This window comes from Agrobacterium sp. S7/73 (genome assembly GCF_019355535.1).
GTDB classification, from domain to species: Bacteria; Pseudomonadota; Alphaproteobacteria; order Rhizobiales; family Rhizobiaceae; genus Agrobacterium; species Agrobacterium tumefaciens.
This window is the reverse complement of record NZ_CP072137.1, coordinates 1,477,525-1,492,315: the sequence shown is the minus strand read 5'-3', so window position 1 is coordinate 1,492,315 and position 14,791 is coordinate 1,477,525. Positions and strand designations below refer to the sequence as shown.

General features: G+C 60.2%; 13 protein-coding genes. 9 read left to right on the top strand and 4 right to left on the bottom strand.

Features of this window, described 5'->3' with window-relative positions; genetic code table 11:
- Positions 1-3 precede the first annotated feature (3 nt).
- From J5276_RS21840 to J5276_RS21830, 3 genes are read right to left on the bottom strand one after another with little or no spacing between them, the layout of a single operon-like run.
- Entirely contained in the window at positions 4-1,476 is a 1,473-nt protein-coding gene (locus tag J5276_RS21840) for a mannitol dehydrogenase family protein (RefSeq protein ID WP_065705832.1), read from the bottom strand.
- 19 nt (positions 1,477-1,495) lie between these two features.
- On the bottom strand, positions 1,496-2,236 hold the full coding sequence (locus J5276_RS21835) for an SDR family NAD(P)-dependent oxidoreductase (RefSeq protein ID WP_003518213.1): 741 nt from the start codon (positions 2,234-2,236) through the stop codon (positions 1,496-1,498).
- 22 nt (positions 2,237-2,258) lie between these two features.
- On the bottom strand, positions 2,259-3,008 hold the full coding sequence (locus J5276_RS21830; RefSeq protein WP_019566872.1) for a GntR family transcriptional regulator: 750 nt from the start codon (positions 3,006-3,008) through the stop codon (positions 2,259-2,261).
- A 151-nt stretch (positions 3,009-3,159) separates the two neighbouring features.
- Between J5276_RS21830 and J5276_RS21825 the strand changes: the two genes are divergently transcribed.
- The 4 genes from J5276_RS21825 to J5276_RS21810 all read left to right on the top strand — a co-directional run bounded on the left by J5276_RS21825 (position 3,160) and on the right by J5276_RS21810 (position 7,914).
- Positions 3,160-4,200: a sugar ABC transporter substrate-binding protein gene (locus J5276_RS21825; RefSeq protein WP_019566871.1), complete on the top strand. Its 1,041-nt coding sequence runs from the start codon at positions 3,160-3,162 to the stop codon at positions 4,198-4,200.
- 139 nt (positions 4,201-4,339) lie between these two features.
- Positions 4,340-5,380 (top strand): ABC transporter permease, encoded by a 1,041-nt coding sequence (locus J5276_RS21820; RefSeq protein ID WP_019566870.1) that lies wholly within the window; start codon positions 4,340-4,342, stop codon positions 5,378-5,380.
- A gap of 10 nt (positions 5,381-5,390) precedes the next feature.
- On the top strand, positions 5,391-6,368 hold the full coding sequence (locus J5276_RS21815; protein WP_019566869.1) for an ABC transporter permease: 978 nt from the start codon (positions 5,391-5,393) through the stop codon (positions 6,366-6,368).
- A gap of 4 nt (positions 6,369-6,372) precedes the next feature.
- Entirely contained in the window at positions 6,373-7,914 is a 1,542-nt protein-coding gene (locus J5276_RS21810) for a sugar ABC transporter ATP-binding protein (RefSeq protein WP_019566868.1), read from the top strand.
- A 55-nt stretch (positions 7,915-7,969) separates the two neighbouring features.
- Here J5276_RS21810 and J5276_RS21805 read toward each other — a convergent pair whose 3' ends face one another.
- Complete coding sequence (locus J5276_RS21805) at positions 7,970-8,956, bottom strand: GlxA family transcriptional regulator (RefSeq protein ID WP_065705754.1); 987 nt, start codon at positions 8,954-8,956, stop codon at positions 7,970-7,972.
- A 140-nt stretch (positions 8,957-9,096) separates the two neighbouring features.
- On the opposite strand from J5276_RS21805, the gene J5276_RS21800 reads away from it, so the two are divergent.
- From J5276_RS21800 to J5276_RS21780, 5 genes are all read left to right on the top strand, one after another.
- Positions 9,097-10,347 (top strand): sarcosine oxidase subunit beta family protein, encoded by a 1,251-nt coding sequence (locus J5276_RS21800; RefSeq protein WP_003518227.1) that lies wholly within the window; start codon positions 9,097-9,099, stop codon positions 10,345-10,347.
- A 10-nt stretch (positions 10,348-10,357) separates the two neighbouring features.
- Positions 10,358-10,648, top strand: coding sequence for a sarcosine oxidase subunit delta (locus tag J5276_RS21795; RefSeq protein WP_003518230.1), 291 nt, complete (start codon positions 10,358-10,360; stop codon positions 10,646-10,648).
- Positions 10,645-13,569 (top strand): sarcosine oxidase subunit alpha family protein, encoded by a 2,925-nt coding sequence (locus J5276_RS21790; protein WP_065705752.1) that lies wholly within the window; start codon positions 10,645-10,647, stop codon positions 13,567-13,569. Before J5276_RS21795 ends, J5276_RS21790 begins: the two co-directional genes overlap by 4 nt.
- The gene (locus tag J5276_RS21785) at positions 13,562-14,137 is read left to right on the top strand and encodes a sarcosine oxidase subunit gamma (protein WP_065663424.1); all 576 of its coding nucleotides are present in this window, start codon (positions 13,562-13,564) and stop codon (positions 14,135-14,137) included. The genes J5276_RS21790 and J5276_RS21785 overlap by 8 nt, the downstream gene beginning before the upstream one ends.
- A gap of 236 nt (positions 14,138-14,373) precedes the next feature.
- The gene (locus J5276_RS21780; protein WP_236761584.1) at positions 14,374-14,694 is read left to right on the top strand and encodes a hypothetical protein; all 321 of its coding nucleotides are present in this window, start codon (positions 14,374-14,376) and stop codon (positions 14,692-14,694) included.
- The last annotated feature ends 97 nt before the right edge of the window (positions 14,695-14,791 follow it).

The following is a 14,791-nucleotide window of genomic DNA, read 5'->3' as shown; positions in this document are numbered from 1 at the left end:
ATTCTACTCCTCCGAAAAATGCCGTTCGATGGCGCCGAGTGCGCCGTATTGGACGATGTCGCGATAGACCGCCCGAAGCGCCGTTACGAATGCCTCATCCGCCTGCCATTCAGGCCCGAAGACGCGACGGAATGTTAAAAACCGGTCGATGACCGCGTCCTGCTCTTCGCCGTTGCCGGTGGGTGCACTCCATTCGGAAAATGCCGGATCGGCCATGACAATTGCCTCTCCCCGCTCGTTCAGCGCTGCGCAGGACCGTATCCACATGGCAACAGCAAAAAGAGCGGCCGTATTCGGCGCGCCTGCGGCACGTAGCTCCGCAAGCGGCGCGAGAATGCGCTGCGGCACTTTCTGTGAAGCGTCAGAGGCGATCTGGGCGGCGCGATGACGAAGGGCGGGGTTGGCGAAACGCTGGCGCAGACCGGCAACATAGTCCGGTCCGCTGACGGCCGGGCTCAATGTCGAACCAACCTCCCGCCAGTAACGGTCGACGTAACCGCGTACACGCGCATCGGCATAGATATCGGCGATCGTCTCAAGCCCGCTGCATTGGCCGATTGCGGCCATGGCGGTGTGAGCGCCGTTCAGCATCCTGAGCTTCATATGCTCATACGGCTCGACCTCATCAACGATTTCGGCACCTGACAGCTCGATGCCGGGGCGACCGTGCGGAAAGCGATCCTCGATTACCCAGCGGAAGTAGGGTTCCGCAATTACCGGCCAGGCATCCTCGCAGCCGAGACGCGCCGTCACACGCTCGCGGTCAGTTGCGGTGGTGGCGGGCACGATGCGGTCCACCATGACGCAGGGGCAGGAGAGATTTTCCGCGATGAAGGCAGCGAGATCATTATCGGTGAGACCAGCCATCTCCACCAGAAGACGGTGCAGGATGCGACCGTTGGACGGAAGATTGTCGCAGGAGAGCAAAGTCAGCGGCACAGCCCCGGCGGCCCGCCGGCGTCTTGTCGCTTCCAGCAGAAAACCGAGCGCGGAGCGCGGCTTTTGCGGATGCGCCAGATCATGAACGACATCGGGATGGTCACGAAGAAGCGTGCCCGCCGACAAATCGGCGAGGTAACCCTTTTCCGTGACCGTCAACGTGACGATTCTGACCCGCGGATCGGTCATGGCTTGCAGCAGCCGCTCCGGATCCTCAGGAGCGACGATGGTCTCGAGGATTGAACCGACAATCCGCAGCGTTTCGTTTTCACCGTCACGCAGGCAGAATGTATAGAGATTGTCCTGCGGCGCGATGGCATCGCGAGTATCGGGGCTGCGCAGCGAGGCAGCGACAATGCCCCAGCCGGTTTCGCCACGCGCCAGGCAATCGTCGATGAAGACCGCCTGATGGGCGCGGTGAAAAGCGCCAACGCCGAGATGCACGATACCCGGTGTCACCGCTTTGCGGTCATAGGCGGGCAAAAGGACGTCGTTTGGCAGATGCGGCAACGCAAGGGACGAGAGGCGTTCTGTCATGGTCATTTATCTCCGTATCTCAGCCGAATTGCAGGCCGCCATTCATGTCAACGACAGTGCCGGTCATGAAGCCGGACAGCGGCGAGGCGAGGAAACCTACGGTATGGGCCACCTCCTCCGGCTGGCAGAACCGCCCGACCGGAATGGCTGCAAGCTGGCGCTGGCGGTCTTCCTCTGACAGTTGCTCCATGATCATCGGCGAAACCACATAGGCCGGCGCGACTGCATTGGCGGTGACGCCGAAAGGGGCAAGTTCGCGAGCGGACGAGTAAGTGAGGCCCACCAGCGCCGATTTCGAGACCGAATAGGCCGTGCCCGCCGTCAGGCCACCGGACTTCCAGGCATAGGACGAGATGTTGATCAGCCGCCCCCAGCGGTTTTCCTTCATGGCGGGAACGACGGCCTGCGTCAGCAGCAGGGCGGCATCGAGATTGACGGCCATCAGCCTGTGCCAGTCATCAAGCGTGGTCGCTCCCAGCTTGTGCGGCGACAGCACACCGGCATTGTTGACGAGAATGTCTATGACCTCGAAACGGTTGGCGACATCTTTCATGACGGCCTGCAGCGCAGTCGCATCGCCGAGATCGACGGCGACGGGATCACAAGCACCGCCAAACCCCTCCGCAAGCGCCGCAACAGCTTCGATGTCGCGATCGAAGGCGATTACCCTCGCCCCTTGCGCGACCAGCGCCGCAACCACGGCACGGCCGATGCCGCCACAAGCGCCTGTCACGAGCGCCGTCTTGTGTTTCAGTTCCATTCTGTCTCCTCCACGTCCACTATCAAATGGACAAATGCTTCCGCTCTTCTTCAGGCAACTGTTCGTAGATCACGAAAACCATATCCAGATGCGTCACCAGCGCCTTTTCCGCACCTTCGGCATCGCCACGATCGAGAGCATCCACGACTGCCAGATGCTCTTCGATGACGGCGGGCAATCGTTCCGGCTTTGCCCAATAACGATGGAACCGCGACAGGGTCACCTTGGCGGCAAGGATCGCCTGCCAGACACCTTCGCGACCGGAAAACGTGCCGAGCAGGCGATGAAACGCCTCGTCGGCATGGAAGAAGCCGGATGCGTCGTTGGCGGCAATCACTCTTTCCTGCTCGGCGATGACGTCGCGCATCGTACGGCTCATTTCTTTCGTCCACTTCGGCGCGACTTCGCGCAGCAAAGCCACTTCGAGTGAACGGCGGATAAAATGGCTGTCCTGAATTTCGCCAAGCCTGATCGGCGCAACAAAGCTGCCGAGTTGCGGATAGACGTCCACAAGACCCTCTTCCGACAGGCGCTGGATCGCGGCACGCACCGGGGTGCGCGACACCGAAAACTGACGGCAGATCGAGTTTTCACTGATCGGCGCACCGGGCGCTAGGCGGACCTCGACGATCGCCTGACGCAACGCCGCATGAACCTGATCGGCAACCGAGCCATAACGATTGACCACAAGCTCCACGCTTTCGATTCCGGAGCCGGGGGCCTCTTGATGAGAGCCGCGCCCAGTGAAACCGGCAGTGGTGTTTTTCGTCATGAACGCTCCCCTTCAAAAGGCGGTCGTGAAAATCTCATTGCTACTTGGATACAAGTATACTAGTGTCCATGGTGCTTACGCAAGTCGGCTGTTGGGAGAAAGAGCGATTAAGGGAGGTTCCAGTCGCTTTTTTTAAGGAGCAGGCCGTTTCATGGAGGAGAAAAACATGACGTATTTCATGCGCAGCCTCGTCGCTGCCGCAATCATCGGCGCGGGAGCGTGCGGTGTCGCGCAGGCGGCGGACGCCAGCAAGATCGCCCTCGTTCCGGGCGGTCCGCACCCTTATTTCGCCGCCTGGGAACAGGCCGGCAAGGACGCGGCCAAGGACTTCGGCCTGGCTGGCGCCGACTATAAGGTGCCGCAAAAGTGGGAACTGGCACAGCAGAACCAGCTTCTCGAAAGCCTTCTGAGCCAGGGTTATAACGGCTTCCTGATTTTCCCAGGCGATCCCGTCGGCGCGGTCTCGACAGCAGAGGAACTGACCGGCAACGGCGCGAATGTGATTGCTGGCGCCGGATGCTTCAAGGACCCCTCGCCCGCCGCCTTCTGCCTTGGTACCGACACCGGTAATTCCGCTTATCTCGGCACCAAGGAGCTGATCAAGGCGATGGGAGCGGGCAAAAAACGCATCGCTCATTTCACCGGCTTCCTTGTTGACCCCAACACCCAGCTTCGTATCGATGCCGTAAAAAAGGCAGCTGACGAAGCCGGCGCCGAGGTCGTTCAGGTCATCGCCGATATCGACGCGCCGGAACCGGCGGAAGAAAAGATCAGCGCCTACCTGGCCGCCCACGCTTCCGAAGTGGACGGTATCGTGACCACAGCCTGGGTTCCTGCTGTCGTTGCCTCCAACGCACTGCGCAAGATCGGCGACAAGCGTATCCACATGGTCGGCATCGACCACGACGAAGTCGTGCTGAAAGCGATCAAGGACGGTTTCGTCGACGGCACGATGCTTCAGAACCCCTATGGCCAGGGTTATATCGGCGCGTTTGCACTGAGCAAACTTCAGGCCGGCTGCAAGGTGAAAGAAGATGCGCCGTTCAAATCCAATGCGCTGACGACCAAGTTCATCGATTCCGGCACCGCCTATGTCGATGCCGCCAAGGTGGACAACTACATCGATGCCATGCGCGCCGAGACTAAAAAGCTGCTCACCAACTTCGATACGACCTATCTGAGCTGCAACTAATCATGCCTTGAGCAATTGCCGGGCGGCAAACGACCGCGCCCGGCAATCTGCCCCGCCAGAAAATATTCTTTCAGGCGGCAGCGCAATGACCAGGCGACCCGCGCAGGCGCTTCGGGCGAACCAATACCGGGACAGTTTCATGACCGTGAACGATACTTTGCTCACAAAGGGCTCGCAGGAGGGCGACAGACGTATGGGGTCCAGCCTTTCGCAAGGCCGCTTTTTTCTGACCAATGAATTTGGCCTCATTCTGCTGATCGTCGTCTTCGCCGTCATTTTTGGCGTCGCGGCCAGCGGCTTCCTTTCGCCTTTCAATCTGTTCACGCTTGGTCGCAGTGCCGCGATCAACATCATGATCGGCCTGTCGATGATGGCGGTGATCGTGACTGGCGGCCTCAATCTTGCCGTTGGAGCGATCGGCGTCTCGGCGGCCATGGCCTGTGGTTATCTGATCGAGGTGCTTGGCGTGCCGTGGCCGCTCGCCCTCATTGGCGGTCTCGCCACCGGCGCGGCGCTCGGTTTCGTCAATGGCTGGACCGTCATCCGCACGGGGCTGCACAGCTTCATCATCACGCTTGCCACCATGAGCATCTTTTTCGGCGTGATGATCTTCCTGACGCGCGCCGAGGCCTACCGTGGCCTACCGCCGATCTTCGCCGCCTTCGGAAAAATGAAGCTCGCGACCTATTTCTCGCCGCTGCTTCTCGTCACGCTCGCAACGGCGCTTGCCCTGTCCTTTCTCTACCGACGCACCGTTCTTGGCCGCGAAATGCTGGCGGCAGGCGCACGCCCGGAAGCGGCGGAACTTTCCGGCATTCGGGTCGACCGTATCTTCATTGCCTGTCACATGCTGTCGGGCCTGCTTGCAGCACTCGCCGCCCTGATGCTGGTGACGCGCACGGGCGCCGCCATTCCTTCCATGGCAGGCCAGCTTGGGCAGGACTGGCTTCTGCCAGCATTTCTCGGCCCGGTTCTCGGTGGCACGCTTTTGCAGGGCGGCAAGGTTTCGGTGCTCGGCACCTGTCTTGGCGCACTTTTGGTCACCATGCTCACCAGCGGCCTGCTGCTGCTTCAGCTCGGTGAATTCTGGGTCCAGACATTTCTCGGCCTGCTGCTGTTGCTAGCGGTTTTGATGGACAAGGCGCGGCGAAGCTATCTCGCCCGACGTAACCTGGCTTGAGGACTGGACGATGAAGACCGACAACACCCTTCTACGACTTGCCAGAACCGACTGGTTCGGCCCTCTATTGGTCACGGTGCTGGCAATCGCGCTTATCCGCAGCTTCAGCCCCAACTTCCTCTCTTCCTTCAACATCCAGATTTTGCTTCTTGCAATCGCGGTCAATGCGCTCATCGCCTTTTCCCAGATGATCATCATTGCCATTGGCCAGATGAACCTGTCCGTGGGCGCAATCGGCGGACTGGCGGCAATATCCTTTGCGGGACTGATGCAGGTCTGGGGGCTTCCGGCACCGGTGGCCGCCATTGCTGCGGTACTGATCGGTGTTGTCTGCGGCATGCTCAACGGTCTGCTGATCGCCATCACAGGCATTTCCGCCTTCGTCATCACACTGGCGACCCTGTCGATCTACAAGGGTATCAACCTCGGCATCACCCGGGCGGAGCCGTTCTACGGCGTGCCGGAATCGGTGAAAGCCTTCGGCTCGGCACTGCTCGTTGGCCCGGTTCCGTGGCTCGCCGCACCCACCATCATCATTGCATTCGCGCTGTGGTTCATGCTGCGCCGCCAGCCGATAGGCCGCTTCATCCTTGCCATTGGCGGCAACAGCCATGCGGCAGAGCTTTCCGGCATTTCGATCCGCACGACAATGATTGTGGCGCACGGCATTTCCGGCCTCCTGGCGTCGGTCGCCGGCATTCTGCTCGTATCCCGCCTGCAGATCGGCCAGCCGTCCATTGGCGATGACTGGCTCATCCTGTCCTTTGCCGCACCCGTTATCGGCGGTGCCGTACTGGCTGGCGGGCATGTCAGCGTGGGGGCGACCCTGCTCGGCGTCGTCATCGTTGCCATCATCACGCAGGCACTCGTGCTGTTCTCCATCGATCCGTTCCTCGTGCAGGTGGTGCTTGGCGCAATGATCCTCGCCGCCGTCGGCATCAACCGCCTGCGCGAAACGCATCTCGGCAAAAAGACAGGAAAGGCCTGACATCATGGACAAGCAACCTGTTTTTCAGGCGCGCAACATCGAAAAAGTGTTTCCCGGCGTTCGGGCGCTCAAGGGCGTCAATCTTTCGCTGGAGCCGGGATCGATCCACGCGTTGCTAGGTGAGAACGGCGCCGGCAAATCGACGTTGATCAAGGTCATTACCGGCGTCCACCATCAGAGCAGTGGCCAAATCCTTGTCGATGGGCAGGAAGTACGCTTCGGCAACCCGCGCGAGGCCATTGCCCGCGGCATCGGTGTCGTCCATCAGGAACGCAACCTCATCCCGCGCTTCTCGATTGCCGAGAATATCCACATGGAAAAGCTTGGGGCGCACTATCTCAAACCCATCGACTACGCCGCGCTGAACCGCGACGCACGCCGCTGGCTGCAGGCTCTCAATCTGGAAGTCGATCCGGCGATGCCGGTATCCGAGCTTTCCGTTGCGCAAATGCAGCTCGTGGAAATTGCGAAGGCGCTTTCCCTGCAAAGCCGGGTTCTTTTGCTCGACGAACCCACGACATCGCTGACCCCGAGCGAAACGGACAACCTCTTCCGCATTCTGCGCCGCCTGCGCGATGATGGCGCAAGCCTGGTCTTCGTCAGCCACAAGTTGGAGGAGGTTCTCGACATTTGCGACCGGGTGACGGTGCTGAGGGATGGCGAAAACGCCTGCGAAAGCCGGTCGATGGAAGGTCTCGGACGCCAGGACCTGGTGCGCCTGATGATTGGCCGTGCCGAAGGCGGCGGTGGCTGGCGCAAACGCGCGGTCGAGCACAATCCGCTGGTGCTTGAACTCAAAGGTGTTTCTACCGCAATCGGCCATCGCGATGTCAGTCTTTCCGTGCGCAAGGGTGAAATCGTCGGCCTTTACGGGCTGGTGGGCGCTGGGCGCACCGAATTGGCAAAATCGATCATGGGTAAATTCGCCGTCACGGAGGGCGAAGTCCGGATCGAAGATCGCCCGGCCCGCATCCGCTCCGTTGCCGAAGCCATCCACGAATACGGCGTCGGTTACGTCAGCGAGGACCGCAAGGGTGACGGCCTCATTCTCCAGCATTCCGTTCTCGCCAATGCGGGCGTTCCCATCTGGCGCAAGCTCTCAAACGCATTCGGCGTGCTTTCCGACAGCCGCATCCGTGCGGCGGTCACCCCTTTCCTGCAGAAACTTGAGGTGAAGACGCCGAGCCTGAGCCAGACCGTGGGTAATCTTTCCGGCGGCAACCAGCAGAAGATCAGCGTCGCCAAGTGGCTTGCCGCCGACGTGAAGCTGCTGATTGTAGACGAACCTTCTGTTGGCATCGACATCAAGACCAAGGCCTATCTGCACGATCTGCTGCGCGAGCTTGCAGACGGCGGCACCGCCATTCTCGTCATTACCAGTGACATGCCGGAGATGGTGGCACTGGCCGACCGCATTGTTGTCATGGACCGCTATCGGGTTAAAGGCGTGGTCGAAAACAATGGCGTCTATGCCGATATGAGCGAGGGTATCATGGGCTTGATCCATGATGCGGAGCGCGAAACGGCCCTTTCACGTCAGGCATGACGCACGGCCTTGCCGAAGTGTCATCGCAAAAACCGCACGCTGTTCCGGTAGGGCGTCAGGTACCATCGGACGGCTGCTCGAAATCTCTCCCGGCACGACGCCTTCTGCTGGGCGGGACGCCGTATTTCTGGGTGTAGCAACGGGTGAAATGGGCAGCGGTCGAGAACCCCGTCAGCAAGGCCACGTCAACGATCGAAAGCGAGGTCTGCTGCAGCAGCTCATCCGCCTTTGCCAGCCGAAGACCACGGTAAAAAGACATCATGGACTGGTCGAAATGGCTGGAAAACAGACGGTGGAGCTGGCGAATACTGCTGCCGCACAATTGGCCCAGCTGCTCCGGCGACAGGGGATCCGCAACATGGGTCGTCATGAGTTCAATTGCAGCTTCGAGTACCGGGTGGTGGACGTTGAAACGTTGGCCGGCGCGGCCCAACTGAGGCTCATCGGCCGTTCTCAAACGCGGATGTATGAACCATTCGCTGACATCGCGCGCGAAGGCAGAACCATGGTCTTTCGCAATAAAAGCCCCCATCATGTCAATGGCGGCAACGCCGCCCGCGCAAGTGTAGCGATCGCGATCGATGACGTAGAGCGCACGCTCGATCAGGAGATCGCTGGCATATTCACTAAGCGGATCGATGTGGGTCCAGTGAACGGTAAAACGTCTGCCCGTCATCAGACCGGATTTAGCAAGGATCGCCGCGCCGCCGGAAATGCCTCCGAGCTTGACACCCCGCTGGTTGAGCGTGCGCAGGTTGCGCACAAGTGCCGGATCTTCATAGAGCATGGGATTTCCGCCCGCGACGATGAAGACCAGATCCAGCTTCTCAGACAAAGCCCGCGAAACGGGCGCGGTATCAAAACCTCCGCCTGACGTGGATGCGCCAAACCCGCCATTCGCCGAATAAAACCGGCAATGGTAGAGCGTTTTGCCGGCAAGGTGATTGGCCGCGCGCAGCGGCTCAACCGCCGCAGCCAACGACATCAGCGCATAACCCTCAATGAGTATGAACCCGATCGACATCGACCCTTCGGCGTGCATGACCTGCTCCAAGACAATCCCCAGGGCAAGCTTAGCCGACTTGGCCAAAATGGACAATAATGCGTCCGTCACGGATAAAAAAATCGTGCGGTATCGCGCTATAAACTTGGACAACCGCCCTGTTTTCGAGGAACACAGATTTGCGCTATTCGGCTCTCCAGGTTTTCAAACAGGCCCTGACCGGCCACAAGGGCTGGCGCCCACTGTGGCGGAACCCCGATCCGCAACCTCATTACGATTTCATCATTGTTGGCGGTGGCGGTCATGGACTTGCAACGGCCTATTATCTAGCCAAGACCTTCTCCAAGTCGCGGATCGCCGTTCTGGAAAAAGGCTGGCTGGGATCAGGAAACATCGGGCGCAACACCACGATCATCCGCTCAAACTATCTGCTGCCCGGAAACGAGCCATTCTATGAGTTTTCGATGAAACTCTGGGAAGGGCTTGAACAGGAATTCAATTTCAATGCGATGGTAAGCCAGCGCGGCATTGTGAACCTGTTCCACACCGACGCGCAGCGCGATGCCTACCGCCGTCGCGGCAACGCCATGCTGCTGGCCGGTGCGGACGCGCAACTGCTGGCGCAAGACGATCTCCGCGCTATGATCCCGTTTCTCAATTTCGACAATGCACGCTTTCCGATCAAGGGCGGCCTTTACCAGCGCCGCGCTGGAACTGCCCGCCACGATGGCGTTGCCTGGGGTTACGCGCGTGGCGCCGATCTGGCAGGGGTCGATCTTATCCAGAACTGCGAAGTCCAGGGATTTCGCATCGAGGATGGAACGATCAAGGGCGTGGAAACCAGCCGTGGCTACATCGGTGCCGGAAAGGTCGGCGTCGCCGTGGCGGGATCGACCGGCCGCGTCATGGCCATGGCGGGCATGCGTCTGCCTATTGAAAGCCATGTGCTGCAAGCCTTCGTTTCGGAAGGGCTGAAGCCGACCATACCGGGCGTCATAACCTTCGGAGCAGGCCATTTCTACGTCAGCCAGTCCGACAAGGGTGGCCTGGTCTTCGGTGGCGATATCGACGGCTATAATTCCTATGCCCAGCGCGGCAATCTGCCCGTCATCGAAGATGTCGCCGAGGGCGGCATGGCGCTGATGCCGATGATCGGCCGGGCGCGCCTGCTGCGCATATGGGGTGGCATCATGGACATGTCGATGGACGGTTCACCGATCATCGACCACACGCCTGTGAAGGGCCTCTATCTCAATGCCGGCTGGTGTTACGGCGGCTTCAAGGCGACGCCGGCCAGCGGCTATGCATTCGCGCACCTGCTGGCCACGGATACCCCGCATGATACGGCCAAGGCCTACCGGCTCGACCGGTTCGAAAAGGGCTATGTCATCGACGAAAAGGGCGCCGGTGCCCAACCGAACCTTCACTGAGGCTTGAACAATGCTGATCCCTCACCCACTGCTCGGGCCGCGCGACGCTCAGGAATTCACCTATCTCGGCGATGCCGCCCTGTTGCGTCGACCGGACGGAATGGCCGAGAGCGCTGCGAAAGACTTCAACGATTATGTCTATCTGCGTGACAATCCCGCCGGCCTGCATCGGGAACTGTGGTTTCACGAACAGGGTGATCGCAGCTGGCTCGTGGTCACGCGAAACACCGTCACCCATGAAATCCTCGGAGCGGAACTCGCAAACGAGGTGGCGCTCCGTCAGAAGGCAGATGAAGCATGAGACTGAAGGACGGCTTGATCGACCGCAGCAAGGTGCTGCATTTCACCTTCGATGGAAAGAATTATCAGGGGCATCCCGGCGACACGCTCGCCTCGGCACTTCTGGCAAACGATGTCCGCCTGATGGGGCGCAGCTTCAAATATCATCGCCCCAGAGGCGTGATCTCTGCCGGCTCAGAAGAGCCGAATGCGCTGGTCGAATTGCGCACGGGATCGCGGCTGGAGCCGAATACCCGCGCCACGACGGTCGAACTGTTCGACGGGTTGGAGGCGAAAAGCCAGAACCGCTGGCCGTCCCTGTCTTTCGATGCCCTTGCGATCAATGATCTGTTTGCCGATTTCCTGACCGCAGGCTTTTACTACAAAACGTTCATGTGGCCGAAGGCGTTCTGGGAAAAGCTCTATGAGCCCGCCATTCGCAAGGCTGCGGGACTTGGAAGCCTGTCGATGAAACCGGACCCCGACAGTTACGACAAGGGGTTCCTTCACTGCGATCTGCTGGTCATCGGCGCCGGAGCGGCCGGTCTGGCTGCTGCCCTGACCGCGGCGCGTGCCGGTGCCAAGGTTATTCTGGCGGACGAGGACAATCGCCTCGGAGGTCGCCTGCTTGCAGAGAGCCACCTGCTCGACGGCGCCCCTGCAACCGACTGGATCGGAACGCTAGAGGCGGAGTTTTCAACCCTGCCGAACCTGCGCGTCATGCGCCGCACCACGGTTTTCGGCTCATTCGACCATGGCATATTCGGTGCGGTCGAGCGGGTTTCCGACCATCTTGCCGCACCTAAGGGCGTACGCCAGTCCCTCTGGCGCATCACTGCAAAGCGCACGGTGCTTGCCGCCGGGGCGACAGAGAGGCATATCCCGTTTAAAAATAACGACCGGCCGGGGATCATGCTTGCCGGTTCGCTGCGTGCCTATGCCAATCGCTGGGCAGTCAGTCCGGCAGGCAGAGTCGCAATCTTCACCAATAACGATGACGGCCATCGGACCGCTGTCGACCTGGCTGCGAAAGGTGTCGAGATCGCCGCAGTCATCGATCCGCGCCCGGATGCGCGGGCGCTTGCGGAATACCGCCTGATTGCGGGGGCGACAGTTACCGGCAGCAAAGGCAGGCTGGGGTTGGTTTCCATCGATGTCCGCAAGGATGGCTATGACGAAACCATCGATTGCGGTGCGCTTGGTATCTCCGGGGGCTGGAACCCCAATGTTCATCTTACATCGCACCAGCGCGGTCGCCCGTTATGGGATGACGGGCTACAGGCATTCCTGCCCGGTGACGTACCCTCGCATATGCTCGTTTCAGGGGCCGCGGCCGGCAAAGGCAGCACGGGGGCGGCGCTGATCTCCGGTGCATCCGCTGCCATAACGGCTCTGGAGCAAATGGGGATCGCCGCATCCAGGCCAGCCCTGCCGGAGGCCGAGGATACGCAAATCGGCATCAAGCCCCTGTGGCATGTGCCGGGGAAAGGGCGCGCCTGGGTCGATTTTCAGAACGACGTCACGGTCAAGGACATCAAGCTCGCCCATCAGGAAAACATGCGGCCCATCGAGCATCTCAAGCGCTGGACAACGCTTGGTATGGCAACTGACCAGGGCAAGACATCGAATGCCACCGCATTGGCGATCATGTCCGAACTGACGGGCAAATCGATACCGGATACGGGTACGACGATTTTTCGCCCTCCCTATACGCCGGTTTCGATGGCGGTACTCGGCGGCGGCGACACCGGCGCACATTTCCGTCCGCGCCGCCTGACACCCAGCCATGCCTGGGCTGAAGCGCATGGCGCCGTTTTCGTCGAAGTCGGTCAATGGATGCGTGCCCAATATTTCCCTCAAGCCGGGGAGACCCATTGGCGGCAATCCGTCGACCGCGAGGTTCTGGCCACCCGAAAGGGCGTCGGCATCTGCGATGTGACGACGCTTGGCAAGGTGGATGTTCAGGGCGCCGATGCGGCTGAATTTCTCGACCGTCTCTACTGCAATGCAATGAAGAGCCTCAAGGTCGGCATGGTCCGTTACGGCCTGATGCTGCGGGAAGACGGCCACGCCTATGATGACGGCACCTGTGCCCGTCTGCGTGAGGATCATTATATCGTCACCACGACCACGGCCCAGGCCGGCCCGGTCTATCGTCACATGGAATTCGCCCGCCAATGCCTGTGGCCGGAATTGGATGTGCAATTGATCTCGGCAACGGATGCCTGGGCACAGCTCGCAGTCGCCGGTCCGAACGCCCGCCGCCTTATCGAACGCATTGTCGATGGTTTCGACCTTTCCAACGCAGCCTTTCCCTTCATGGCCTGCGCCGAACTGACGGTTTGCGCGGGATTGCGAGCACGGCTGTTCCGGATCTCGTTTTCAGGGGAACTTGCTTACGAGATTGCAGTCCCCGCCCGTTACGGTAATGCCCTGATGTCCCGGCTGATGGAGATCGGTGCGGATTTTGGAGCCACCGCCTACGGGACGGAAGCGCTTGGTGTCATGCGTATCGAAAAAGGCCATGCTGCCGGAAACGAGTTGAACGGCCAGACGACGGCGCAGATGCTGGGCATGGGCAGGATGGTTTCGGCCAAGAAAGACGCGATTGGTACCGTCATGACTCGCCGCGAAGGGCTTGTCGGCGAAAGCCGGGTGCTCGTCGGCCTGCAGCCGCTTGCGGCAACGGACCCTGTGGTGTCAGGTTCACATCTGTTTACCCGCGGCGCCAGCCAGAATACCGAGACCGATCAAGGCTGGATCACATCCGCCTGCTATTCGCCCAACCTCGGTTTCAGCATCGGTCTTGGTTTCCTTGCCGATGGTGCAAACCGTATCGGAGAGATCGTCGTCGCGGCCAACCCCTTGCAGGGACAGTCGGTCGAATTGCGTGTGGTCTCGCCCCATTTCATCGACCCTGAGGGAGAGAGACTCCGTGCCTGATTTGAAGCCGACAACCGCACTCGGCGCGCAAACTTCGCGGCGCGCCCGCCATGGCACGCTGCGACTTGAGGAAAATTCGGGGCTTGCCCTCGCATCGCTCAGCCTGCGCCGCAACGTCAAAGAACCGGTGCCTTTTGACCTCACCTTGCCGGGTCCCGGAAAATGGGTCCAGCAAGGCACGGTTTCAGCTTTTTGGACGGGGCCGGGCCAATGGCTGATTGAGGCCGCAGACCGGGCCGAAACGGATTTCGCCGCAGAACTCGCGAGCCTTTGCCCTTCCTGTTCCGTGACTGAACAGACCGATGGCTTCGTCGCCTTCGAAATCGAGAGCGACGCAGGCGAGGCGCCGATTGTCGCGCTCATGCAGAAGCTGGTGAACCTCGATCCCTCGGTATTCGGGCAAGGGGCCGCCACGCGCACAGGCATGGAACATATGAGCGTTTTCGTCATCCGGCGCGCGCCGGACCGCCTTGCCATCCTCGGCATGCGCTCCGCTGCGGAAACACTGTGGCATGTGATCGAGACTGCGATCCGTCGTCAGGCGGAACTTCTTGGCGCTGCCGCATAAAGCGGGACTGCAAAGCCACCAGACCGTTTTTTGCCAATCGTCGACGTGTACGGGCGAACTGTGTCGTGTTGACATGGGCGCATCGGGATCATCTCGAACGGTTACCGTTCTGAGCCATCAGTGAATAATCGCTCTGACGACGGCGCAAATCATATTGTCGCAAAAATCGACTAGATGGGCTATCGCCGCCTGTGAAAACGGCCGGACTAGTGCAGCGGAAATATGAGGTTATCGTAGTGACAAGCGACAATGTTCAATATTTTTCGGCAACACTCTATTTTGACGACGGCGCGACCAGAGCCTGGACTACCGGTCTCGAGCATTTCGGCCAAGCGAATTTGCTCTTCGACACGTCGTCGGATAACCAAACGGAGGCTCTTCTTGCCGTATTTGGGCTTGGACATCTCGCCGTCCACGGAAAATGCTTCAAGGCGGGCGAAGCCGTAACCTCATTCGACCTTCTTGCCCGGTTTGAATCCGCCGAAATGGGCGGGCAGCCCATGCTGCAGATTGTCAAACACCAAGCCGGCCGAACTGTATTGAATCGGCCAGGCTAGCAACAACAGAGCATTTTCATTCCCACTATGGAAATGCCGTCTTCCGCCCCGCTTTCCTTGCGGTCGGATGACGAGTTTTGTTCTGGCGAGCTGGGGA